Origin of the sequence: Algoriphagus aquimarinus, assembly GCF_900112005.1 — a bacterium.
Taxonomy (GTDB): domain Bacteria; phylum Bacteroidota; class Bacteroidia; order Cytophagales; family Cyclobacteriaceae; genus Algoriphagus; species Algoriphagus aquimarinus.
Map to the genome: position 1 here is coordinate 38,064 of NZ_FOKK01000018.1, position 25,133 is coordinate 63,196.

Genomic DNA, 25,133 nt, shown 5'->3' on the forward strand with positions numbered 1-25,133 from the left:
TGGTATTTTTCTGTTTTAAATATAATTCCAAGCAGGTGATTGGCATATTTGTTGCAAAATTTGCAAACAAGTCTTACCCTGAGGTACATTTCCCTTTTTAGGCTCTACCATTATGTCAAGAAAATCCCCCCTTCTCATCTTAGTTTGCTTACTTTTTGGAAGCATGAATTTGTCTGCTCAGAGTTTCTATAAAGAGAAACAATCCAGAGACAATATCTTCAGCATTGGTATAGGACCTGCGATGGCCTATATGGATAATGGAGGGCAATACAGGGCTTTTAATTTTGAAGTCAAACCATCCGTAACAGCATCATTGATTAAGAGACTCAATGACAGATTTGATCTGAGAGCGTCTGCAGGTATGCAGTGGATTTCAAGTGGTGGCAACCCAACTCCCAAAATTATAGGATCATGGTTTGAGAAACACTCAGCCTTTACCGTTTCTGGGCCTGTCTATTATTTTGACTTAATGCCAAGTATGTATGTAGTTCCCTTCGCCAACCATATGAATAGAAGTTTATTCAATTTTTATGGAGGAGTAGGACTAGGAGTAATGCACGCTAGCACAGAGCAAACAAAAACATTTGATAAGGATGAGATTCCTACTCATCATACCATTACAACGGGCTATATACCTATCCGAGCAGGTTTAAGCTATTCCATAGGTCCATTTTCCGATATTGCACTGGAAGGCTCCTTAATGATGACCTTTACTGATAACTTGGATGGAAATATTGGTTTCAACAGATATGGAGATCACTTAGGCCAGGCACAAGTTGTTTACAGAAGATATTTCTTTAGCAAAAAAGATTAAGTTCATACCGATTACCAATCAAGCAAAGAGCCATCCCGATACTCGGGATGGCTCTTTGCTTTTCAATTAGTTACTTCCAAAAACTTCCTCGGTATGTTGATCAATAGGTTCTGGTAAATACCAGGAATTCGAATCAAAAAATAATCCTTATTACCTTTCTCAATGACTTCCCCAGTCATATTCTGAAGCGGTCCTCCTATTACATTTACCTTCTCCCCAGGATCGATGGTGGACCCGTCGGATTCCACCCCTACACCTGTTTCTATCACACGCTTGATGATATCCAGATCCTCTTCTCTGATAGTCGCATGCTGACCTGAAAAATGAACAAACTTCACTGCCCCTGGCACCTGTAAGCATTCCCAAAGTTGATTACGATGAGTCTTCACAAATACATAACCGTTGAACATGGCACGTTGTACCTTTTTCTTACGATCTGACCATTGACGCAATTCTTCGATCATAGGCAAGTACACGTCCAAGCCTCTTTCTTTCAATCGATCAGCCACTTTTTTCTCAGATCGAGAAGCTGTGTACATCACAAACCACTTTAATTCTTCCATTTTTACTCGAATGATTTCGGGATGGCGAACTTACAAATTCCATGCTTGAAAGGAAAAAGCCCCCTCATATAAAAAGCAAAAAACCTCTGAGACATTGCCCCAGAGGTTTTAACAAAAAAAACCACCAACCTTAATCCAATCAAGATTTAAGTTTGCTGATTCTCATGTTGAGTTTATCTGCCAACAAATACATGACTGGTACGATGACTAACGTAAGGAAGGTTGCAAAGGTTAACCCAAATATTACCGTCCAAGCCATCGGTCCCCAGAAAGCTGCATTGTCTCCTCCCACATAGAATTGTGGATCAAATGATGTTAGCAATGTTCCAAAATTGATGTTCATACCAATTGCTAGTGGAATCAATCCTAATACAGTGGTGATCGCTGTAAGCAAAACTGGTCTTAATCTAGTTTTCCCTGACTCTACTATACTAGAAATCATAAGAGGGAATGGCAAATGATCTTTTTGATCCATTCCAAGTTCATCTTTTTTACGCTCGCGAACCAGGTTGGTATAATCAATCAATACAATCGCATTGTTCACTACCACCCCCGCTAAGGAAATAATACCTATACCCGTCATAATTACAACGAAATCCATGTTGAAAATCACAAGTCCCAAGAATACACCAATCGTACTCAAAACTACGGATGCCATAATGATAAATGGGGTAGTAACCGAATTAAACTGAGCTACAATTATCAGGAAAATCAAGGAAACTGCGATCCCTAACGCACCCAAAAGAAAATCCATAGATTTCTGCTGCTCTTCCTGCTCACCCGTGTATTTCACAGAGATGCCATCTGGCACTTCGTAGTACTCAAGAGCTGCTTGTATCTGAGCATTCACTGCAGTTGCATTGAAACCATCAAGCACATTGGAATAGATGGTAACCGCCTTTTCCAAATCTTTTCTCTTCACAGAACCATAAGTAGAACCATACTTCACCTCAGCTACGGCTGAGATTGGCACTTCCCGCTTATCTCCAAATTTATCTCTAAAGCCAATTTTCTTATTGACCAAGGTGTTGATATCATATCTAAAACCTTCTGTTAACCTCAACTGGATTGGGTAATCATCTTCACCTTCTTTGTATTTGGATACTTCCAAACCAAAAAGTGCTGTACGAAGGTCAGTTGCTATTTCTGAGGTAGAAAGCCCAAATCTCCTAGCCTTATCCCTATCAATATTCAAAATCACCTCAGGATTTCCCAGTGACAAATCGGACTTCAATTCTTCCACACCAGGGACATTTTGATCATTCAGATACTCTCTTGTTTGGTTGACAAACGCAATCAGCTGATCGTAGTCCTCTCCAGCAAATTCCAAATTAATTGCTTTACCTACTGGAGGCCCGTTTCTCTGCTTATCTACAGTTACCAGCACACCTGGATATTTGGTAGACAACTCACGAATCTGCTCCATCGCGCCGTTGGTATTGATGCCTTGGCGGTCGATGTAGTCTACGAAACCGATTGTGATTTTCGCTTTGTGAGGCGTTGGTTGGTTACTTGGTCCTTCCATCGGGTCGCCAGTTCCTTCTCCTACCTGAGTGATTACTGATTCCAATATATCCTTGTATTCATCCAGCGCTATCATCAGCTCATCTTCCATCCCATCCACAAACTCATTTGTCGCCTCTATATCCGTTCCTATCGGGAATTCAATAAACACATTGATGAGCTGAGGCTGGTTATCCGGGAAGAAAAGAACCTGTGGGGCCCTTACTACCAAAAGAAGTAGAGAAAGCACAAGTAGTAGCACCGTGCCACCTAGAAACCCATAGGGCTTCTTGCCATTAAGAGCATACTGCAAAATACCTTCATACATATTCTCCATCTTCACCAAAAACACAGTCTGGAACCAGCGAATGGCTTTTCTGAGTATGAAGACATTGAAAACAGTTAATACACAAGCAATTAACATCAGTGAACCAAAAGCAGTCCATCCAATCAGATAAAACAATGCTGATAGGATCAGCAATACACCCGCTACAATAATAGATTTCTGCTTAGGCTTATCCTTACTTACATCTTCCACCTTCATGAAAAGGGCAGTCAACACAGGGTTGATCACCAAGGCCACAAACAGGGAGGAAGAAAGAACAATAATCAATGTAATAGGAAGGAATTTCATAAACTCCCCTACCGTATCCTGCCAAAATGCAAGTGGAAGGAATGCAGCTAGAGTCGTAGCTGTAGAAGTAATGATTGGCCAAGCGACCTCCCCTACTCCTTCTTTTGCTGCCTGAGCGGCACTTTTGCCTTCAGACATCAAACGATAGATATTCTCTACCACCACGATACCGTTATCCACGAGCATACCCAAGGCTAGAATCAGGGAGAAAAGCACCATTAGATTCAGCGTAATCCCAAAAGCATTTAATATCAGGAAAGAAATGAACATGGAAAGCGGAATTGCTATCCCCACAAAAAGTGCATTTCTAAATCCTAGGAAAAACATCAATACCAATACCACTAGAATCACCCCAAAGATGATAGAGTTTTCAAGATCACTTACCTGAAGTCTAGTTGCTTTGGACTGGTCATTGGTGATGCTGATCTCAAGATCCGGAGGGAATCTGTCGGCTTTGGTTTTTTCAATAATTTCCTTGATTTTATCCGCAGCATACAGCAAGTTCTCTCCACTTCGCTTCACTACGTTGATCGTCACTACAGGAAGGTTTTTGCTTCTAGCGTAACTTGTTCTCTCTTTATAAGTATCCTTTACTTCTGCTACGTCCCTGAGGTAAACGATTTTCTGGTTGTCAGTTTTGATGATGATATCCAGAATATCCATTGGGTCTGTGAACTCTCCATCTACACGAAGTGTGCGCTGAAAATCTCCAGACCTAATATTACCACCTGAAATCGTCACATTCTCCGTTTGGATCGCAGAAGCGATATCATTGAAACTCACCCCAACAGATTCCATTTTGTAAGGATCTGCGTTGATCTGAATCTCTCGCTCTACTGTTCCTGCTAAATCTGCTTTTGAGATTTCTGAAAGCTTCTCTATCTCATCTTCCAGGTATTCTCCGAACTTCTTCAGTTCAGCTTCAGAATAATCTCCAGAAATATTAACATTCATAATCGGGAAATCAGATGTATTCACTTCCAATACATTGGGATCCTGATCCAGATCTGTAGGCAGTTCACTTTTAGATTTATCTACAGCATCCTTTACATCCTGAATAGCTTTGGAGATCTCCACGCCAGGATTAAATTCCACTACAATAGAAGAGAAATCCTGAACAGATGTAGAAGTAATATCCTTCACGTCATTTAGGGACTTCAACTCTTTCTCTATAGGTCTTGTGATTAGATTCTCCATATCCACTGGTGAGTTACCAGGATAAGGAGTTCCTACATACACCGTAGGGATGACGATCTCAGGAAAGCTCTCCTTCGGCATATTGCGATAAGCACTCAAGCCAAGGAAAGTAATTATCAGCGTAAGGATAACCACAGAGGTGGAATTATCCACACTCATGCTGGATAAGCCGAACTCTCTCGTTTTTATTGGTTTTTGATTTTCCGCCATCTTATTACTGCTGAGCTATATTCACGTTGAAATTATCTCCTACTTCACGGAAGCCTTTGTCCACTAAAACTTCATTTCCTTCCAAACCTTTCAATATTTCAGTTTCCTGATCAAAGGTCTTTCCTCTCTCTACATATTTTTTCTTGGCGAAACCTTCCACTACTACAAATAAGTAATCACCTCTATTGTCGCTAAGGATCAAATGACTAGGAACAGTGACTGCATCATTATGCTCATAATCCTGAATTTTCAAAACAGAAATCATATTTGGCTTCACCATTGGGACCTTTGGAAGATACACCTCCACTTTAAATGTCCTGTTGTTTGGGTTGATGATCGCACCTACTGCGGACACCTTTGTCTGTATTTCCTGATTGATGGAAGGGAATCTCACATCTACAGAATCGCCTTTTCCAAGAACTCCTACATAAGACTCAGAAATATCTGCCTCAATAAATAAGTCGCTTTCTCCGACAAATTGAAACATAGATGCACCTGGCTGAACCAACTCGCCCAATCTCACCTGCACAGTTTCGATCGTACCTGCAAATGGCGCTCGAATCACTCCTTTAGCTAACTCCGTTTTGGCGGAAGCCAAGTTTCTTTGTAAGCCTTCTTTTCTATTTTTAGCTTCTAGGTATTGTACTTCAGTACCAATCTGCTGCTTCCAAAGACGCTCCTGCTTTTCGAATAAAGTATTTGCTAGATCCATGGTGTTTTCCAGCTCTTCTATAGAACGTTGTATGGATTCAGTGTCAATTCTCGCCAAAACCTGTCCCTTAGAGACTCTCATACCCTCGATAGCCGGCACTTCCAGAATTCTCCCTGAAGTCTCAGCACTGATGCTCACATTCTTCTTAGAAAGAACAGATCCTGTCACCTCCACATAGTGCTCAAATCTCCCTCTCTTAGCCTGAGCTGTAGTGATTAGGATTGACTTATGATTTAGCTTGGCAAACTCAGGATCTAACTTCATCAACTCAGCCTCCAACTCCTTTATCTGGCTGTTGATTTCGTTTGATTGCGTTTTGAGTTCTTTCAACTCAGCTTTTTTCGCCTCCACTCCTTCTTCAGTAGCACAGGAAATAGCGACCAAGGCAAGTGCAATCAGGGGTAAAAATTTATATAGTGCTTTCATATGATTATAATTTCTCTATTAAGGCCATCCCGATAGCTATCGGGAGAAATCTCGCATAGTAAAATCATCCTCGTATAGGACGGTTTGGTTCTGCTCGATTTCATGATTTATTGATATTGTCGTTGTTATATACTTCCTTTTTGAAAAGGAAATGTTGGATTAGTCGTTGATTCCTTCTTTCAAGATCCCCAGCGCCTTTTCCAAATCTACTTTGGAAATTAAGCCATCATAAAGAGCTCCTAAGTAATTGATTTCTGATTCTATCAAAGCGGCATCAGCATCTACAACCTCCAAGTTGGAGCCAACACCTTCATTGTATTTGATTTTGGAGATATCATACACCTCTTTTGCCAGTGCCATACTCTCTTTTTGTACTGCCAAAACCTCCATATCATTTGCTAGATTTTGTCGGGCTTGAAAAATCTCCAGTTGAATATTGCCATCCAAATAGTACTTCTGATTTTCCAACTGCTGCAATTGTATTCTGTTTCGCTGTATTCTAGCGCTTTTGGCTAGTCCATCGAAAATCGGAATATTCATAGCAACACCGATCATTGAAGAGCTAAACCAATTTGATGACTTGAAAAGCGTGTTAAATGAATCTCCAGCACCTGATCTTGTGAAATTAGCATTGAGATCAAGCGTAGGTATGTATTGTGAAGTGTTATACTTCAGATCCAATTGAGTCAACTCCATGTTAGTATTCAGCTGATCCATTTCTACGCGGTGGCTTTGCTCCATAGTCTGAAGTCTTGAAAGGTCCTCCTCAGGATTCAATTCAGCAAGAGTTTCAGTGATTACGAGATCGTAATTTTTCGGTAGTCCCAATTGAATCTTCAAAAGCTGCTTAGAGATATCGTAGGCAGTGATGCTTCTCTTCAATTGTGAAAAGGTATTGTTACGCTGAACCTGAATTCTTGAAACTTCTATTTTCTCAGAAAATCCTGCCTCGTTCATGGCTTTGGTTTCTTCCAATAGTGAGTCAATTCTGGTCAGGTTGGCCTGAGAAAGTTTAATTCTTTCAGCATTTACCAAAACCCCAAAATATGCTTTCTTGACGTTCTCGATCACATCATTTTCCACTTTCACCTTATTCAGCTCGGTCAGAGCTTTGTAAGTCTTCGCTGCTCTTAAACCCACGAAAAATGAACCGTCAAAAATCATCTGAGTCATATTCACTCCAGCATTTGCGGAGTAATTCACACCGAATCTCGCCGGAATCACATCAGAAGGGTTGGTAGGATCACCGAATGGCGGTGCATTTGGCAAAAACACCACCTGAACGAGTGGATTATAATTAACCCCTACCGAACCATTCACCTGTGGCAGACCAGCAGCTGTTTCTTCCTTAATGGTAGTCTGCGAAACCATCACTTCCAGTCTGGCATTCTTGGCATCCACATTATTTTCCAAGGCATACTCCAAAGTCTCCTTGAGATTGAGTTGTAGCGTCTCCAAAGGCGGAGCTTCTTGGGCAGTAGCCTCCAGCCTGAATAAATTCAAGGCAAGGAAAACCACAAAATAAATCTTTGTTTTATGCATGATTAAATCTAAAAAGAGTCTGATTTTATGTAATCGCCAGCAAAGGGCAGTTATAGAAGTTGATTAGTAAGTATTTCGCTTTTGCAGATAAGCCTGCCTACCTTTTTCGGTAAATATACCATGTAAGAAATGATCTAACATCTCCATGTGCAGAGTTAATAAACTAAAATCTCTTCGGTCGTAGTTGGATGGATTCATAGCAGCGCTGATTTGATCTATTCGCATATTCGCCAAGATCTTCGCATTGATTTCAGGACGAAAATAACCAAGGGTTTTGCCTTTCTCTAGGACGTTGACGATATCTGTCACAATAATTTCTTCTTTGAATTGATTGAACATCTCCCAAACTTCCGGGAAGTACTTTTGGATTTCAAGCAAGACCATTGGGTTCAAGGTTGACAAGCGCTCCCTTACCATCTTGGAAGTATGAACCAAATGCTCAATCACACCATCTTCACCTTCCAGAATCTTGTCTAGCGTATCCTGATCCTCTTTCAATGCCATTGAAAAAGCCTCCTTGACAAGCTGCTTTTTATCTATGAATTCCTGATAGATTGTCTTTTTGGAAATCCCAGCCAAACGAGCAATATCCTCCATCGTAATGGCTCTCACACCATACTGGCTAAATTGATCACTGGCTATCCCTAGAATCTTCTCCCTCATTTATGCTAATCAACTTAATTTACGAGATGCAAAACTACGGAAACTTTCACCAAAGCAAAAGTTTCCACCGTGCCGAAAACGAACAATATTCGGCCTATTTAAAAAAATAACAAGGAAAAGTGCGCGCAGATGAACAGCGAGCTAATTTTTTGAAATTTAAAACTGCGAGAAATATAGTGTCAGATTTTAAAAGACAATAGCTATTAGACATTAGATACAAGCAGTAAGACGGTAGATTTAAGAATCAAGACGCTAGATATAAGACCCAAGACGTTAGACACCAAGATAGTTTGGCTCTATCATACTGCCATTAGGATCAGCGTCATTGCGAGGAGCGAAGTATGAGCGACAAAGCAATCTCGTAAATATGATCAGATTGCCTGCCCAGCAGTTGGCGGGCTTTGGTCATTCTTCCCTCGCAATGACAAAGCTCAACTAACCAGAAAGTACCCCAACTCTTCGGTAATCTCGTAAATCGTAATTCGTACCTCCTAAATAATAACAGATTGCTTCAAGCTCCTCCGCCGCTTTCGCAATGACGAATATTCACGACTGAAATCTGAACACTAATTTTTCAATCTCCCGCTCAATTCCGTACCTTTGCATCTTACCAGCCAAAGGACATGATTTTCTTCTTTGAATCCCCTCTAAAAACCGTTTACGCTGTACAATCTCCACAACCTTTCGCTCCAGAAGACTTAGAAAAGCTGACTTGGCTTTTTGGTGGAGCTACAGCGATCAGCAATCCATCACTCACCGGAAACTATTCAGGACCTCGCAAGGAAATGATTACTCCATGGTCAACCAACGCTGTGGAAATCACCGCAAACATGGGTGTCCCTGGCGTCATCCGTGTCGAGGAGTTTTTCCCGATGAATGAAGGAGACCAAATCGATCCTATGCTTCAAAAAGCTTATAACGGGATAGATCAGGAGATTTTTGATATACACTTGCAGCCGGAAGCGATCGTAGAAATCAACGATATCGCTGCGTATAGCAAGGCAAACGGCTTGGCACTTAGCCAAGAAGAGGTTGATTATTTGGACAATGTTTCCAAGCAATTGGAGAGACCACTGACGGATTCTGAGGTTTTCGGATTTTCTCAAGTGAACTCAGAGCATTGCCGTCACAAGATTTTCAACGGTACTTTTATAATAGATGGAGTAGAAAAGCCTCAGACGCTTTTCCAACTCATCAAAGAAACTGCTAAAGCGCATCCTAACCGTATCGCTTCTGCTTACAAAGACAACGTAGCCTTTGTAGGCGGTCCAAAAGCACAACAATTCGCACCGAAAACGGCGCATCAGGCAGACTTCTTCGAAACTCGTGAGGTCGAGACAGTTATTTCCCTAAAAGCTGAAACACATAACTTCCCAACTACCGTGGAGCCTTTCAACGGCGCGGCCACTGGAGCTGGTGGAGAAATCAGAGATCGTATGGCTGGCGGAACTGCCTCTATTCCTTTGGCAGGAACGGCAGTTTACATGACTTCTTATCCTCGTTCCGAGAAAGGGAGATCTTGGGAAAGCAAGCTTGCTGAGCGTCCTTGGCTGTACCAAACGCCTATGGATATCCTGATCAAAGCTTCCAACGGAGCTTCTGATTTCGGTAATAAATTCGGTCAACCACTCATCTGTGGATCCCTTTTGACTTTCGAGCATGAGGAAGACGGCAAGCATCACGGTTTTGACAAAGTGATCATGCTAGCTGGTGGCGTGGGCTTCACCAATGCCAAATACACCAAAAAGAACGAACCAAAAGCCGGTGATCAGATTGTGATCATGGGCGGCGACAACTATAGAATCGGAATGGGCGGTTCGGCGGTTTCTTCCCTGAATACAGGAGAACTTTCCAATGCAATCGAGCTAAATGCAATTCAGCGATCCAATCCTGAGATGCAAAAGCGTGTTTCCAACGTGATCCGCGCCATGGCTGAGAGCGAAAACAACCCAATCATTTCTATCCACGATCACGGAGCTGGCGGACATTTGAACTGCCTTTCTGAATTGGTGGAAGATGCTGGAGGAACAATCCACATCGATAAATTGCCGGTGGGTGACCCTACCCTTTCCGCTAAGGAAATCATAGGAAACGAATCTCAGGAGCGTATGGGATTGGTGATTGGCAAAAAAGACGTAGATACCTTACATCAGATCTCTGACCGTGAGCGCGCTCCATTCTATGTGGTAGGCGAGGCGACTGGAGATATGCATTTCAAATTTGAAAATGGCAAAACCGGAGAAAAGCCGGTGGACTGGAACCTGAGCTACATGTTCGGTTCTTCTCCTAAGACCATTTTGGAAGACGATACCACCAACGCTTCTTTTGCGGAAGCAAACTATGAAGCTGATCTGATCCAGGGATATATCCGCGAGGTATTGCAGCTGGAAGCAGTGGCTTGTAAGGATTGGTTGACAAATAAAGTAGATAGATCCGTGACGGGTCGTGTGGCAACACAGCAGACCGTCGGTGAGATCCAACTTCCACTGAATGACGTGGCTGTAATGGCTTTGGACTTCACCGGAAACAAAGGAATCGCAACTTCCATCGGACATGCGCCAGTGGCAGCCTTGGCAGATCCTGAAGCAGGTAGTCGATTGGCGATTGCTGAGGCGATGACAAACTTAATTTTTGCGCATATTCAGGACGGTTTGCAGGGCATTTCCCTTTCTGCCAACTGGATGTGGCCAGCAAAGAACAAAGGTGAAAACGATAGACTATATAGAGCGGTAGAAGCAGTTTCTGAATTTGCGATTGATCTGGGTGTGAATATCCCTACGGGAAAAGACTCCCTTTCCATGACGCAGAAATATCCTGACGGAAAAACGGTTTACTCTCCGGGAACGGTGATTATCTCCACCGTTGGTGAATGTAGCAACGTTCAGAAAACAGTGAAAACTGCCCTGAAACCTATCAAAGGAAGTAGAATCCTGTACATAGATTTTTCTAAGGACGAATTCAAATTGGCTGGCTCAAGCTTCTATCAGGCCTTGAACAAGGTCGGAACAGAAACTCCGGACGTTAAAAACCCAAGATATTTCGCTAAGGCATTTACAGCTGTTCAGGATCTGATCGATCAGACTTGGATACTTGCAGGTCATGATATCTCTTCAGGTGGTTTGGTAACAGCCCTTTTGGAAATGTGTTTCCCTGTACAAAATGTAGGTTTGAAAGTGAAACTGAATCGTCTGCATGAAGCAGATCTAGTGAAAGCTTTATTTGCCGAGAATCCAGGAATCCTGATTCAAGTCGAAGATGATCACGCAGTGGAAGCCTTATTGGTAGAAGCTGATATTGATTATGTGGAACTTGCGAAAGTGACTGATTCCGGAAACATTGAGTTTGCAGGAAAAGACCTGACGCTGGACATCGCTGAGCTTCGTGATGTATGGTTCAGATCTTCTTACTTATTAGACAGAAAGCAAAGCGGAGAGAAACTTGCGAAAGACCGCTTTGACAATTATAAAAATCAGCCGCTTGCATTTGAGTTTGCTGAAGGTTGGAAAGGCAGTTTCGAAACTGCAGGACTAGATCCATTCAGAACTGAGAAAGGCAAGGCGAAAGCAGCGATCATCCGTGAAAAAGGTGTGAACGGCGATCGTGAGATGGCTTACTCCCTTTGGTTGGCAGGATTCGAAGTGAAGGACATTCACATGACCGATCTGATCGCAGGTCGTGAAAACCTGGAAGACGTGCAGATGATCGTCTTCGTGGGTGGATTCTCCAACTCCGATGTACTGGGTTCGGCCAAAGGCTGGGCAGGTGCATTCCTTTACAATCCTAAGGCTAAGCAAGCCCTGGACAACTTCTACGCGAGACCTGACACCTTGAGTTTGGGCGTATGTAACGGTTGCCAACTGATGGTAGAACTAGGCTTGGTCACTCCTGATCACACCGACAAACCAAAGATGCTTCACAATGCATCCCATAAGTTTGAATCAACTTTCGTGAACGTAACCATCCCACAAAACGAATCTGTAATGCTAGGATCACTGAGCGGACAGAGACTAGGTGTATGGGTAGCACACGGAGAAGGCAAGTTTGCACTACCTCAGGCTGAAAGCGACTACAACTTCGCGATGAAATACAGCTACGAAGCTTACCCAGGCAATCCAAACGGTTCCGATCATGCTACGGCAGGTATCGCATCGGCTGACGGTCGTCACCTGGCGATTATGCCACACATCGAGCGAAGCCTGAAGCCTTGGAACTGGGCACACTACCCTGATGATCGTAAAGATGATTTTACGCCTTGGATGGAGGCTTTTGTGAATGCGAGGGTTTGGGTGGAGGGGAATTCCTAAATTTCTTTATTCGAAATTCTGCGCCTGCCTGCCATGGGTAGGTTCATCATTCGATATTTACGAATTGCGATATTGGATTTACGAGATTGAGCTGGACTTCAATCTAAATATAGAATTAGCACACTTTTGATAGTGACTTATAAATCCCTTGGAGAAATCTGAGGGATTTTTTTTTATGGGAAATTTAAATCAATTATTGGAGCCAAGGAAGGACGTTAGATTTTTAAAATTAATCTTCTCTCCTTGCCAATTATCCATTCTGTACAACTGAAATCCCTAATTTTTATCTATTTTACCTAGGTGCAAGAGACTTTTTAGCAAAAAAAAGAAATGCCGTCGGTTTAAATACCCATTATTGGGTATTTAAACCGACGGCATGAGTTGGTTAGCTTAAGATTATAGATGCATTTCAAGTGGCTTAAACTTTGTAGGTTTGCCTCGGTATAGAATAGAAAGAATTTAATATGGCAAGAGCTGATCTATTATTGAAACTGGTTAAAGCCGGAAGTGTTGGAGATAAAAACCTCTTTACCAAAGTCGTGGAATCTTTAATTGCAGAAGAGCGGAACAAACAGCACCATATCGTTGCAGATCAGTTGGCAGATATTCTCAAAAATCAGCAATTTTCAAAAGATCAAAGCTCTAAAGTTGTCCCCAAAACATTACTCGATGAAAAGCTGGAAAGTTTTCTTTTTAGAATTTATCCCGGTAAATCTCTTGATGATATTGTATTAAAAAGGGAAAACCGGGGAATTATTGACGAAATGGTTCAGGAGCATCATAGAAGCGACCTGCTTCGGTCATATAATTTAGAACCAAGAAACCGTGTTTTATTGGCAGGCGCTCCGGGGAATGGTAAAACTTCATTAGCTGAAGGTATTGCGCAATCGCTGATGGTGCCGTTTTATGTCATCAGATATGACGGTATAATTGGCAGTTATTTAGGGGAAACAGCATCAAGGCTAAAGGCCATGTTCGATTTTATCAGGACACAGGAATGTGTGCTATTTTTTGATGAATTTGATGCGATAGGTAAAGAAAGAGGCGATACGCACGAAACAGGAGAGATTAAACGTGTGGTGAGCTCATTACTATTGCAAATAGATCGCTTACCAAGTTATGTGGTAGTTGTCGCCGCAACTAACCATCCTGAGTTATTGGATAGGGCAGTTTGGCGGCGTTTTCAAATCCGTATGGAACTTGAAAAGCCGGACCGGTTAATGATTGAAAACTGGCTTAAAAAATTTGAATCTCGTGTAAAATATAGCTTAGAGCATTCGCATAAAAATATATCGGGAAAATTGGAGGGTTTAAGTTTCTCTGAAATAGAGGAATTTGTATTGGATATTCAACGGAAATATATATTGTCGCTTCCAGAAGTTGACGTTAAAAAAATAGTTGATGAATCTCTAAACCAAATATCCAATAAGTACCAACTGCGAAATGGCTAAAAAACCGCTCCTTATCTTTCCACGGGCATCATCCGGTTCCCGTGACACTTTACAACCTTTTACCGGTAATATCAAATACCCTGAAAAAGAAACTCAAGTTCAAAAATTTGAAAATCGAATTTCGGAATTAGACCGGGTACTTGAAAATCAAACCGCATACCTAGGGGCCAACCCGGCTAACCTGGTTGCAGAAATGATTTTGGTATTGGAAGTCGCTGGTGACCTAAAGGATTTTTTTAAAGCAGTTGCCGCTACTCCGGGCATGGAATTTTTGGGTGAATTACAGTCAGAAATTGACCCGGATGAAAATTTTTATACCGTAAATGGGGATGGTGAACGTGTAGATAAACGTTTTGGTGCAAGGTTATTTCTTACCATGACTAATCAAGCCGCGCTTAGGGAACTGCGAGCTTATTGGGAGAAATACAAGTTAAATAGGGATGAGCAAAATTTTGTTCATGGAACAAGCAAATTTAGAATCTTGTTTGATCGGCTAAAAGATTTGCGACCATATAGTATTGCTGATCGAATTTACGATACAGGGCTTGAAAATTATTTAGATGAAATGCGCCTGCTTGAGGTTGACCCGGTAAAATTTGAAATCGAGTTAGCTTTTAAAAATGATGCAGCAAAAGATGCGCGGGCTTATGATGAAGTGAACAGCCTGTTACAGCAAAACAATGGAAGAATTATTGAAAACTCCCGGGTTATCATATCGGAAATAGCTTACCATGCTTTTATTGCCGAGGCACCTATCGGCAGTTTCGAGGATCTAACTGAAAATACGAACATTACCTTTTTAAAATCACAGCAAATTTTGTTTTTTCGTCCGGTAGGTCAATCCATTTTTGATCTGTCCGAAGAACCTCAACTTTTCAATTATAACGAAGAAGTGGCTGGAATTCAGCCCGGATTAACTCCGATTGTAGCTTTGCTGGATGGCCTGCCGCTTGAAAACCATGCACTATTGGTTGGAAAGATAAACGTTGACGATCCCGATGATTTTGCACATAATTATTTAGCACAAAACCGGGTTCATGGAACGGCTATGGCCTCACTGATTATCAATGGCGATTTAAGCGAAGATTCAGCTCCTTTAAATCGGCCTATTTATGTAAGGCCCATCTTAAAGCCAATCGCAAATAACCAGTCAGGGGGTGAATTTCTGCCAGATGATAAATTACCTATTGATCTTATACACCGGGCAGTAAAGCGGATGTTTGAGGGTGAAGACGGTTACCCACCGACAGCGCCGCAAATAAAACTGATTAATTTCTCTATTGGTGACCCTTTTCGCCCCTTTCATCACAATATCAGTACCTGGGCAAAATTAATTGACTGGCTGTCTTATAGGTACAACGTGTTATTTATAATAAGTGCAGGCAATAAGGTTGATGATATTGTATTGGATATTCCGGAGGCCGATTTTGATCAAACAAGTGCGGCGGATGTGCAAACAGCCACGTTGAGAAAAATGATCGAAGGCAACTTTGACCGTAAAATTTTAACTCCGGCAGAGTCGATTAATTCCATAACTGTCGGCTCTTCGCATCATGATAGTCATGGGCCGTTTAATTTTCCGCAACGAAAAAATCTGATTACAAGCCCCTTCCTGTTAAGTCCGATTAGCAGAATTGGATTTGGCTATAACAACTCCATAAAGCCGGAAATATTAATGGCTGGGGGCAGACACCTGTATAGAAAACATATTCGACAGACAGATCCTGAAAAAACACATTTGAGAATTGAAACAGGAGAATCTATCGTGCACCCGCCCGGGAATTTAGCAGCGATGCCCGGTGCGCCGGGTGATATGCAGAAAGTTGGATATTTAACAGGAACCAGCAATGCTGCAGCATTAACCTCAAATCTTGGTGCAAAGCTTTACGAAATGTTGCTGGAGCTAAATGAAGAACTCCCCAACGAGCAGAAAATACCGGAAAGATATTTTACCGTCATTCTTAAAGCATTGCTTGTACACGGATCAAGCTGGGGGGAAGCACAAGAAATAATCACACAGATCATTCGCACCTTGCCTGGGATTTCGCCGCAAACCGTCAAGAGAAATATATATCCCTATTTAGGTTATGGCACCGTTGACAGCGAAAAGATATTGTATTGCACCGACCATCGTGTTACATTAATTGGTTTTGGCGAGTTAACTACCCGTACTGGTCAGGATGCCCACACCTATTCTTTTCCGTTACCCCCTTCTTTAGGGACGGTAAATATTGACAAGAGGTTAGCTATTTCATTGGCCTGGATAAGCCCGTTGAATTTTAAAACTGCACAATACAGGAAAGCCCATTTATTTTTTGATAACCTGGAAAATAATGGGCATCTGGCACTTTCAAGAAATAGCCATGATTTTAAGTTGGGTCGCAAGGGCACCGTTCAACACGATGTACTGACGGGGGAATATGCGGATGTATTTCAGGACGGTGATACGATCAATATAAAAGTAAGTTGCAGAGAAGACGCTTCTGGGCTGTCAAGGCAGGAATCAATCAAATACGCCTTAACAGTTACGCTCGAAATCAGGGAAAATGTACATACCATGATCTATGAGGAAATTCAATTAAGGCTTCAACAACGTATTCGTGAGAGAATATAAACAGATATTTTTATTAAATGAAAATGAAAAAAAGGATAAAATGGTCAAAAATAGTTGGTGCCCCCCGTCTAGGTGTAGTCAGATCGTTTTTGTGTCCCCGTCTGGGTGTAGTCAGATCGTTTTCCAAGCGTAGTTTGTAACTACGCTTTAATATCCTAACCAATTTGCAATTGGTTTTTCAGAACAACTTACCAATAATCAACCTCAATCAAACCTTTCATTCCCGAATAATTCCTAGCACTAGAATATAGAAAGTCCTCCGGCTTTTCTACAATTCCAGCTCTGACTGGGTTTTCGTGAATATACTTCATTCTACTCTCGATCATCTCTGGTCGATAGAGTTCGATTGCGTGATTATCGTGCGTCCAGAATTGTATCCCGATAGCTATCGGGACACCAGACCTCTTGTTGAATTTCGCATGGTATTCAAAGATCATTTGTAACCACTCCCGCCTACTTTCTTGCGGGTTTTCAAGAATCAGATTCAATAATTTCTTACTCGTAAACTTCTTGAAATCCCTTACCCATTCGGACAATTTACCGTCTTTTTGCTGGACGACTAAGTGGATATGGTTACTCATGATTATATAGCCATATGGATACAATCCCCCGCTAGGCGTAGAACGCTAGCCTAGGTGTAATCCGTACAGCAGTCGGATGAAATTACACCTTCCTATCAGTAGAATTTGCAATTCTATAAAAATCAGCTCGAGTGTACGAACAGCCAAACCAATTGCAAATTAGTAAGGATACTAGGGGTTCTCAGTATATTATTTGGTTACTGGCAGAATTCCGTATATTCAAAGAAATAAATTAAAGTTAACAAAAATCAAAACTATGAAAGCAAAAATCATCCTATCAACAATTGCATTGCTTTGCTTTGGATTTGTAGCTACCGCGCAGGGACTAAAAATTGGGTTCACCAGTGCAGAGTACATCATGAGCCTGATGCCTGAGATGATGCAGATAGATTCGGATGTGACCGACTATGGTGCGCAACTTGATCAACAACTTAAAACCAAAACTCAAGCCTTTCAACAGCAGGTTCAAACTTATCAGCAGTCCATGAATACAATGACTGAAGAAGCCCGAGGCACAAAAGAACAAGAGTTGACAAAAATGCAGCAGGAAGTTCAAAAATTCGAACAGGACGTCCAAGCTGCTTATTCAAGGAAATTGCAGGAACTGTTGGAGCCTGTACAAACTAGAGTGTACAACGCAATAAATGATGTTGCTGCCGAGAACAATTACACTCATATCCTTGCAGAATCAGCAGGTCAGGCAGGACCCATCCTTCTTTATTCCCAAGAAGACGATCCGTTTACCGACTTGGTCCTGGTAAAACTTGGAGTTACACCTCCTGCTAAGCCAGCGAATTAAATAATTTAAAGCCCGCTAGGAGTAGAATGCCAGCCTAGGTGTAATCTTCGTCTGGGTGTAGTCAGCTCGTTCGTCTAAGCGTAGTTTGTAACCCCGTCTGGGCGTAGTCAGATCGTTCTTGGGACTGGGTGTAGTTTGTCTGCCCTCCTGCCCAGCCCAAGGCTAAAACCCCTCAGCCAAGCGGATCAATCCATAGGTCATCACAAACGCTGCAAGCGGTGCCACAGCCCAGACCGCAAAAAAGCGGCGGACGGTTTTATTTTGAAACGTGGGCTTAAAGCCGTTTTTCCGGATGCTCAAGGCGATAAATGCAGCGCCATTCAGCTGAACCAAGGAAGTAGGAATTCCCTTTAGCGCAGATGCCAAGAGAAGCAAACTGGCGACTATTAGCGCAATAATGGTAGCATAGAAGGGACTCACTTCCACGATTTCTTTGCCAGTAGTCTCCGTCACCTGATGCCCCAGCAGCGAGCTTCCAATTGCAAAACATGGAGCGACAATCAGCACAGACAAAATGGTGATGGGGAGGAAATTCTCAGTTCCTACCGGCCCAAGCTCATTGGCAGTAAGGGAGGCGATTGGAGCAGCTGCATTGGCCACGTTATTGGATCCTATGGAAAATGCCACATACAAAGACGCCGCGATCAAGACAAATTTTAGCCCTTTGTGCTCTTGAAGGTGACTGTAATCCTCCGTCAATAGTTTGGATTTGATCAATGGAAAAACCCACTGTATTAACACCCACATCAGCCCAAAAGCCACCAGAGGGAGAATAAACCAAGTGGGGATGATTTCATAAAAGAGGGTATCGGTATTCAGTCCATCCAGAGCCAAAGCAGCTCCTGAAATAGACAGTACCGTAGACTGACTGGTGGATTGAGGAACCCCGAGTAAGTTGGCCACCAAGAGCGACAAGGCGACCGAAAGTAAGATGACGGAAGTGTTGAATGGGGTAAAGTAGGATTGCTCTAAGAGTCCAAGCCCCAGTGTTAAGGACACTTTTTTACCCGCAATCAATGCTCCCAGCAGGACCATCACCCCAAAAAGACCTGGGATTAGGCTTCGTTTGATGACCGAGGCCCCATAGGCAGCCGAGAAAGAGGGGGCCGTCCCACTCCCGCCCATGGTGATGGCAAGAAACATGGCCAATAAAAAAGGAAGGGTCAGGTGATTTAGTAATTCGGACATAGGAGCTTATTTTTTGGCGAATTTTAGTTGATGATGTAAAGTGATCCGAGTGATGTTCCTGCTGTAGAAGTCTTTTCCGCTGGGCTTTTGCTGATACCAATTCAGGTAGCCCAGTTCCAATCCAAAATTGGGTTCGGGCATGAAGATGATGCTGCCTCCTACTCGATTTTGGTCAAATACATTAGAAGTGATTGTGCTAGCTAGATGAAGATGGATTTCGTCAAAAGCCTTTAGGGTGATTTTTGGATGGGGAATATAGCTTAGCTCCAATCGATAGCGAACCCGGTTGGCAACATGTTCAAAACCTTGGGGTTCCTTTTGGAAAAACCGCCATTCGTACCAGTATCGGTGCTGGAGAATTAGCTTAGACGTAATAGACTGCTGGTAGATAAGCTCAAGCTGAGGTCGCAATTCAAGCTTTTTCTGGATCACTTCTCCCACCGGACTATTGGGCAAGGAATGCTGAAAATAGGTGAATCCCCCTCCTACACTCCAGCCCTGTCCCAGTTTGCGCTCCAGCAAACTCCGCAGCACAACCTGATGCTGTCTCCAGGGAAACCAATAGGTACGCTCTTCGACCTCATGACGAAATAGGTACTGATCTGAAATCCTGACCTTAAGTAGGTACCGGGTCCACAGCAGATTTTGCTTTTCGATCGTTCGTTGAGCGAAAGATTGAAAGACCAGCAGGATAAACAAGAGCGTAAAACTCAGTGCAAACTTCTTCATGAGCGTTATAATTTCAGCAAATATATTCATTTCCCTATATACCCTATCTTTTTTATAGGGATTATTGAAATTAAATATAGACACCATATAAACACCTGATATTCAGTTGATATTTTTAGCACCTGAAGTTTCAGCCCCCCTTTCGTCTTAGTCAAATCATTATTCGGATTGGGTTTAGTTTACCCGCACTACTACCCGGCCCACACTAGATTTGTCCACTGGACAAATTATTAACGCTCGCCCCTCAGAGGGACGAAGCATATTTATTCCTCCAATAAGATAGCTCGTGGGACTAGGTATAGTTTGGCTGACCTACTATTTTCCCGACCTTTGGGCTTTGACTAACCCGACAACCCATTATGCAAATTATTCCAGATGAGAAAATCAGTGGATATCTAGGTTACACAGAACTGATTGAAGCGCTTCGTGAGATTTTTCAGTCTGACTACACCATGCCAGTGCGGCATCATCATTTTTACAAGACAGCAGAAGGAGATGATAATACGCTGATCCTTATGCCGGTCTGGAACAGCGAATACATGGGCATGAAGCAGGTGACTGTCGCACCAGCAAATGCCAGTCGAAACATGCCTTCTATTTTTGCGCAGTATATCCTCAGCAATTCCAAAACAGGTGAACCGCTGGCCATGATGAATGCTACTGAGCTCACAGCCCGGCGAACTGCCTGCACCTCCGCACTTGCCGCTTCTTACCTATGCAGGGAGGACGCAGAAAATTTATTGGTAGTAGGAGGTGGATCTGTGGCGGCCCACTTGGTTCAGGCGCATTTGGCAGTGAGGAACTTCAAAAAAGTCAGTGTCTGGATGCGGAATTCAGTCAAACTGGAGGCCTTCGTAGCGAGTTTGAAGAAGCATGGAATCCAAGCAGAAGCTGTCACAGATTTAGAAGCAGTAACCCGACAAGCTGATCTAATCGCATGCGCCACTCTTTCTAAAACCCCTGTAATTAAAGGAGATTGGGTAAAGCCTGGCGCGCACTTAGATATGATAGGTTCTCACAAACCAGATACCCGGGAAACCGATAATGATGCTATCCGTAAGAGCACAATCTTCGTAGATTCCAGAGCTGGAGCACTTCATGAGACAGGAGAACTTGCACTTCCTATCGCTGACGGAGTCATCACAGAAGAAGACGTGAAAGCTGACATTGTGGAACTGATCAAAGGCATTCACCCTGGAAGAACCTCGGACGATGAGGTAACCCTATTCAAATCCGCCGGCTTAGCAATAGAAGACCTTGCTGCAGCGCTGCTGGTTTATAAGAGTTATAATTCCGCTCTCAGTTAAATCCTCTCTCTTCTCGATCGCTCTTCTTATTGGATGGTGTGTGTTTGATATCGGCCATGCCTACGGCATTTTTTAAATCATTCAATCTTCATTTTTCCAGCCATTGATGGTTCGACTACGCTCACCAACCATGGCTGGCTATAGGATCGGTCATGCCTACGGCATTGATTCTACAAACTATCAGATTACACCCACCCTACTTTCTGGCTTCTCACTAGATTTGTCCTACTGGACAAATCATTAACGCTCGCCCCTCAGCGGGACGATTCATGTCCTTGCCAGAGGTTTCAACCTCTGGAAAATTTAATACAGATAAGATCCGGCAAAGTCCCAGCGGGACGGACGATATTTACTAGTCCTTCATTAAAAAAACATCCTGAAATGCATTGCAATTGGAAGTTATCTGAAGATATTCGCCAGCGATAAATCGAAGTGCATTGAGCTATTACCCTTCTCCTACCTGATAGTCCTTATCGATTGGAGTCATTGTTGTATTCTTATTTAATCTCGCCTAACAAACAGCACCCGTTTTACGATGGGCTTTTAAAAATTTATGGAAATGAATTTAATTGAAAGAATTAAAAATAAATACATCAGTTTACCTGTAGCGACAATAACTATTCTTCTCATTGGATACATTGACTTTCTAACTGGAGATGAATTTGCCTTTTCATTTTTTTACCTATTGCCAATAGCTTCCCTCTCCATATCCCCAAAGACCAGTGTATCGGCTATTATCTTCACTTCTACTTTAGCATCAATAGAATGGTTTATTGCCGAGTACCTGACACGAGAATACACCTTACTTTTCTTTCCCATTTGGAATGCAGGAATTCGACTTATATTCTTCATTTCCATAGGCTTACTATTATATTACCTCAAAGAAAATGAGAAGAAACTTAAATCTTTAAATAGCCATTTGAAATCAATTAATAATGAAAAAAACAAATTTATAGGAATAGCCGCGCACGATATCAAAGGTCCACTTGGCATCATCAATGCCTTTTCTGAAATTTTAATCGAGGACTATAAAGAGGAGTTGAATCCTGAAATCACCGAGATCCTAAACATAATCAAAACTACCAGTAGCAATAGCATTACAGTAGTTAGGAACCTGCTGGATGTTTCAAAAATAGAAGCTGGCAAATTAGTCTTAACCTACAAGTCACAGGACTACATTTCATTTATAGCTAATCAAGTTCACATCAACCAAATACTAGCTAAAAACAAAGAGATTGGGATTAAACTAGACACTTCAACAGATGAAATAATTGTCGATTTTGACGAACATTATTTCAGTGAAGTTATAGGCAATTTATTATCGAATGCGATCAAATACTCGAATAGAAATACTGAAATCTTGATCAGAGTCTCGTTGTCTGACAAAAACCAACTGCTTACAGAGGTAATTGATAATGGTATTGGAATTTCGGAGGAAGAGCAACAAAATCTTTTCAATTATTTTCAAAAAACAAGTTCCCGACCTACCGAAGGAGAAGAGAGTACAGGATTAGGCCTAGCTATTTCTAAGCAAATAATCACCCTTCATCATGGGCAGATCGGTGTCAAAAGTTCTAAAAACCAAGGCTCCAACTTTTTCTTCAGCATACCCCTAAAAAGGCCATAATTTCATCCTAGCCTCCGCAAAACCCCAAACTATCTCCGAAAGTAACCGCTCCTAATTCAGCTGGCTTAGCAAGACTTTGTTATTGAAATTCTACCTCCCTTTACAGGGTAACTACAGCTTTGATAACTTTACTTTTAGGATCTAACCACTCCTTAAAAACATGAGGTAAAGCCTCAAAATCAGCGCTATGTGTTACCCATGGTTTTATGTCAATTTTACCGCTTTCCATCAATTGTATAATAGAAGAAAAGTCCTGTGGCAGGCTATTTCTACTTGCCAACAAGGTGGTTTCCCGACGGTGAAAAAGTGGGTCATCAAAACTAGCTTCGCCAATAAATAAGCCCACAAAAACCAACTTCCCGCCAAAGGCAACATAGTTGAAGGCATTTTTCATGGAATTGGGATTACCTGTGGCATCAAAAACGACGGTTGGTAAAAATCCATCAAGGCAGCTTCTCAGCGCATCGGGAGTGAAACCTTCCTTGGCTTCAAGAATAAAATCAACCTGCATCTGCTCTTTTGCAAAATTCAACCGCTCTTTGTTTATATCCAAAACCACCACCGTAGCACCTCGCAATTTGGCAAACTGCATCACAGATAAACCTATCGGTCCAGCACCAATTACTAGAACCAAGTCCTTTGGGTTGACTTCTGCCCGCTGAACAGCGTGTGCTCCTATACTTAAAGGCTCGACCAAAGCCAATTGCTCGAAGCTTAAGATTTTTGAAGGATGTAATTTGCGAATAGGGACTTTCAAATACTCCGTCATACCTCCATCCACATGCACTCCCAACACCTGCAGATTTTCACAACAATTACCCTTATCATTGAGACAGGATTGACATGTCCCACAGTTCAAATAGGGCTCAATAGTCACTCTATCGCCGACATGGATAGCATCGGTATCGCTACCTAATCCCACCACTTCCGCTCCCAATTCATGTCCCAATACCCGAGGATAGCTGAAGAATGGCTGCTTGCCTCTAAAAGCGTGATAGTCTGTGCCACAAATGCCAATCTTCTTTATTTTCACTAGGGCCTCATCGGCTTGAAGGCTTGTAGGCTCCTCTTTCTCTTGAAACGTGAAGACTGTTGGGTTATCTAAAACAAGGGTTTTCATTTTTACTTTTTGAAACTTTAAAAATCAATTTACACGGTGGCGGTACTTAAACATCCAAAATATGCCTCCCTTTTTCACCAATCCGCTGTGAAGTTTCATCAGTGATGTACTTCTTTTGGTCGATCTGCTGAGGTTGCTCTCTGCTACAGAAATAGCTATGAATACTCCTTCTCACCTTGTCTGTTTGATTGGTGGTACCTCCATGCCAGACGTGTGAGTTGAAAATAAAGACAGAACCAGCAGGAGCGATAATTCGGATCTCATCCGGGTGTTTCTCGAGAGGATCTGCCATCACTTCATCGGGCAAACTGCTTAATTTATGCGATTTGGGTACGATTCGGGTAGACCCATTTTGAGCTGTAAAATCGTCAAAAAGCCATATACTGTTGCAAACTTTATAGTCCCCATTCACGACGGTATTTTTCCAGTCCACATGAAGTTTTTGAAGTCCCTGATTGGGTTTTGCAGCTCTATAATTGAGTGAGGACAATTTGTATTCCTGTCCCAAAACAGCTTCAATTCCAGCTAGCACTCTCGGATGGGTGTAGAAAACATCGAAAACAGGCCCCTTGTTGACCAAATTAGCCAAGCGGTCTGCTCCCTCCTCTTTCGGGTGACGTATGTATTTCGACTCTGCCAATTCCGCCCCTGCATTTTCACCCTCAGCCTGCATCAATTCATCAATTCTGTCATTGACTTGCTTGACCTGCTCGGCAGTCAATAATTGCCCTAAATTGAGATAGCCATAGGTATCTAAAAATTCGATTTCTTCTTTCGTGAGCATATGGAGGTAATTTATGATTAACCGTAATGATGCCAGATCCTTTAATTCCTTGCTTATCCTGTCTGGTGCCGGATGTCCAATGTGATCCCAAGAAGTGAGTTTACCAAAACTTTTGATGCTTGTACCTTTTACAGCCAGAAAAGCGGAAAATCAAAGTATTTTCAGTCGCTACACCTATAATTCAAAGATAAAAATATTAAATGTGATTATCCGAAATGATGCCAGTTGCCTTAGATTCTTTGCTTATCTGGTCGGAAGACCGATGACCGAAGTGACCTCAATTATAAATTTGAACAAATTCTAGATTGCTTTTCCCTCTTTACTGGTAGAAAAGCGGATATACATAATATTAAAAATGAAGCAAT

17 protein-coding genes are annotated in these 25,133 nt (G+C 42.2%); 7 read left to right on the forward strand and 10 right to left on the reverse strand.

Translation table 11 applies throughout. The features are described 5' to 3' along the window. The first annotated feature begins 163 nt into the window (after positions 1–163). The gene (locus BM291_RS18205) at positions 164–814 is read left to right on the forward strand and encodes a hypothetical protein (RefSeq protein WP_245786912.1); all 651 of its coding nucleotides are present in this window, start codon (positions 164–166) and stop codon (positions 812–814) included. 62 nt (positions 815–876) lie between these two features. Here BM291_RS18205 and BM291_RS18210 read toward each other — a convergent pair whose 3' ends face one another. From BM291_RS18210 to BM291_RS18230, 5 genes are all read right to left on the reverse strand, one after another. After that, a complete protein-coding gene (locus BM291_RS18210; RefSeq protein ID WP_092900107.1) occupies positions 877–1,377 on the reverse strand; it encodes a UpxY family transcription antiterminator in 501 nt (166 codons plus the stop codon). 139 nt (positions 1,378–1,516) lie between these two features. Next, a complete protein-coding gene (locus BM291_RS18215) occupies positions 1,517–4,921 on the reverse strand; it encodes an efflux RND transporter permease subunit (protein WP_092900109.1) in 3,405 nt (1,134 codons plus the stop codon). 4 nt (positions 4,922–4,925) lie between these two features. Then, positions 4,926–6,059 carry an efflux RND transporter periplasmic adaptor subunit gene (locus BM291_RS18220; protein ID WP_092900111.1) on the reverse strand — a complete coding sequence of 378 codons (1,134 nt, stop codon included), beginning with the start codon at positions 6,057–6,059 and terminating at the stop codon, positions 4,926–4,928. A 159-nt stretch (positions 6,060–6,218) separates the two neighbouring features. Then, entirely contained in the window at positions 6,219–7,601 is a 1,383-nt protein-coding gene (locus BM291_RS18225; RefSeq protein WP_092900113.1) for a TolC family protein, read from the reverse strand. Positions 7,602–7,664: 63 nt separating this feature from the next. Then, positions 7,665–8,264 carry a TetR/AcrR family transcriptional regulator gene (locus BM291_RS18230; protein ID WP_092900115.1) on the reverse strand — a complete coding sequence of 200 codons (600 nt, stop codon included), beginning with the start codon at positions 8,262–8,264 and terminating at the stop codon, positions 7,665–7,667. A 623-nt stretch (positions 8,265–8,887) separates the two neighbouring features. On the opposite strand from BM291_RS18230, the gene purL reads away from it, so the two are divergent. From purL to BM291_RS18245, 3 genes are all read left to right on the forward strand, one after another. After that, on the forward strand, positions 8,888–12,568 hold the full coding sequence (gene purL, locus BM291_RS18235; protein ID WP_092900117.1) for a phosphoribosylformylglycinamidine synthase: 3,681 nt from the start codon (positions 8,888–8,890) through the stop codon (positions 12,566–12,568). A gap of 464 nt (positions 12,569–13,032) precedes the next feature. After that, complete coding sequence (locus BM291_RS18240) at positions 13,033–14,019, forward strand: AAA family ATPase (protein WP_092900119.1); 987 nt, start codon at positions 13,033–13,035, stop codon at positions 14,017–14,019. Then, positions 14,012–16,633 carry a S8 family peptidase gene (locus BM291_RS18245; RefSeq protein WP_092900121.1) on the forward strand — a complete coding sequence of 874 codons (2,622 nt, stop codon included), beginning with the start codon at positions 14,012–14,014 and terminating at the stop codon, positions 16,631–16,633. The genes BM291_RS18240 and BM291_RS18245 overlap by 8 nt, the downstream gene beginning before the upstream one ends. 188 nt (positions 16,634–16,821) lie before the next feature. Here the strand turns inward: BM291_RS18245 and BM291_RS18250 are convergent, their stop codons facing one another. Next, on the reverse strand, positions 16,822–17,214 hold the full coding sequence (locus BM291_RS18250) for a hypothetical protein (protein WP_175499740.1): 393 nt from the start codon (positions 17,212–17,214) through the stop codon (positions 16,822–16,824). Between the two features lie 256 nt (positions 17,215–17,470). Here BM291_RS18250 and BM291_RS18255 point away from each other — a divergent pair, with 256 nt between their 5' ends. Continuing rightward, complete coding sequence (locus BM291_RS18255; protein ID WP_092900123.1) at positions 17,471–18,013, forward strand: OmpH/Skp family outer membrane protein; 543 nt, start codon at positions 17,471–17,473, stop codon at positions 18,011–18,013. Positions 18,014–18,175: 162 nt separating this feature from the next. Here the strand turns inward: BM291_RS18255 and BM291_RS18260 are convergent, their stop codons facing one another. Next, positions 18,176–19,201 carry an inorganic phosphate transporter gene (locus BM291_RS18260; protein ID WP_092900125.1) on the reverse strand — a complete coding sequence of 342 codons (1,026 nt, stop codon included), beginning with the start codon at positions 19,199–19,201 and terminating at the stop codon, positions 18,176–18,178. A gap of 6 nt (positions 19,202–19,207) precedes the next feature. Then, positions 19,208–19,930: a DUF2490 domain-containing protein gene (locus BM291_RS18265; protein ID WP_175499741.1), complete on the reverse strand. Its 723-nt coding sequence runs from the start codon at positions 19,928–19,930 to the stop codon at positions 19,208–19,210. A 359-nt stretch (positions 19,931–20,289) separates the two neighbouring features. On the opposite strand from BM291_RS18265, the gene lhpI reads away from it, so the two are divergent. Further along, a complete protein-coding gene (gene lhpI / locus BM291_RS18270; RefSeq protein WP_092900129.1) occupies positions 20,290–21,237 on the forward strand; it encodes a bifunctional Delta(1)-pyrroline-2-carboxylate/Delta(1)-piperideine-2-carboxylate reductase in 948 nt (315 codons plus the stop codon). A gap of 559 nt (positions 21,238–21,796) precedes the next feature. Then, positions 21,797–22,864, forward strand: coding sequence for a sensor histidine kinase (locus BM291_RS18275; protein ID WP_175499742.1), 1,068 nt, complete (start codon positions 21,797–21,799; stop codon positions 22,862–22,864). A 100-nt stretch (positions 22,865–22,964) separates the two neighbouring features. On the opposite strand, the gene BM291_RS18280 is transcribed toward BM291_RS18275, so the two are convergent. After that, complete coding sequence (locus tag BM291_RS18280) at positions 22,965–23,984, reverse strand: zinc-binding alcohol dehydrogenase family protein (protein ID WP_092900132.1); 1,020 nt, start codon at positions 23,982–23,984, stop codon at positions 22,965–22,967. A gap of 46 nt (positions 23,985–24,030) precedes the next feature. Then, positions 24,031–24,768: a phytanoyl-CoA dioxygenase family protein gene (locus tag BM291_RS18285; protein WP_092900134.1), complete on the reverse strand. Its 738-nt coding sequence runs from the start codon at positions 24,766–24,768 to the stop codon at positions 24,031–24,033. Positions 24,769–25,133 lie beyond the last annotated feature (365 nt).

Bases quoted from the DNA above. Each gene is read 5' to 3' on its own strand.
- BM291_RS18205 (WP_245786912.1), top strand. From the start codon at position 164: ATGAATTTGTCTGCTCAGAGTTTCTATAAAGAGAAACAATCCAGAGAC.
- BM291_RS18210 (WP_092900107.1), bottom strand. From the start codon at position 1,377: ATGGAAGAATTAAAGTGGTTTGTGATGTACACAGCTTCTCGATCTGAG.
- BM291_RS18215 (WP_092900109.1), bottom strand. From the start codon at position 4,921: ATGGCGGAAAATCAAAAACCAATAAAAACGAGAGAGTTCGGCTTATCC.
- BM291_RS18220 (WP_092900111.1), bottom strand. From the start codon at position 6,059: ATGAAAGCACTATATAAATTTTTACCCCTGATTGCACTTGCCTTGGTC.
- BM291_RS18225 (WP_092900113.1), bottom strand. From the start codon at position 7,601: ATGCATAAAACAAAGATTTATTTTGTGGTTTTCCTTGCCTTGAATTTA.
- BM291_RS18230 (WP_092900115.1), bottom strand. From the start codon at position 8,264: ATGAGGGAGAAGATTCTAGGGATAGCCAGTGATCAATTTAGCCAGTAT.
- purL (WP_092900117.1), top strand. From the start codon at position 8,888: ATGATTTTCTTCTTTGAATCCCCTCTAAAAACCGTTTACGCTGTACAA.
- BM291_RS18240 (WP_092900119.1), top strand. From the start codon at position 13,033: ATGGCAAGAGCTGATCTATTATTGAAACTGGTTAAAGCCGGAAGTGTT.
- BM291_RS18245 (WP_092900121.1), top strand. From the start codon at position 14,012: ATGGCTAAAAAACCGCTCCTTATCTTTCCACGGGCATCATCCGGTTCC.
- BM291_RS18250 (WP_175499740.1), bottom strand. From the start codon at position 17,214: ATGAGTAACCATATCCACTTAGTCGTCCAGCAAAAAGACGGTAAATTG.
- BM291_RS18255 (WP_092900123.1), top strand. From the start codon at position 17,471: ATGAAAGCAAAAATCATCCTATCAACAATTGCATTGCTTTGCTTTGGA.
- BM291_RS18260 (WP_092900125.1), bottom strand. From the start codon at position 19,201: ATGTCCGAATTACTAAATCACCTGACCCTTCCTTTTTTATTGGCCATG.
- BM291_RS18265 (WP_175499741.1), bottom strand. From the start codon at position 19,930: ATGAAGAAGTTTGCACTGAGTTTTACGCTCTTGTTTATCCTGCTGGTC.
- lhpI (WP_092900129.1), top strand. From the start codon at position 20,290: ATGCAAATTATTCCAGATGAGAAAATCAGTGGATATCTAGGTTACACA.
- BM291_RS18275 (WP_175499742.1), top strand. From the start codon at position 21,797: ATGAATTTAATTGAAAGAATTAAAAATAAATACATCAGTTTACCTGTA.
- BM291_RS18280 (WP_092900132.1), bottom strand. From the start codon at position 23,984: ATGAAAACCCTTGTTTTAGATAACCCAACAGTCTTCACGTTTCAAGAG.
- BM291_RS18285 (WP_092900134.1), bottom strand. From the start codon at position 24,768: ATGCTCACGAAAGAAGAAATCGAATTTTTAGATACCTATGGCTATCTC.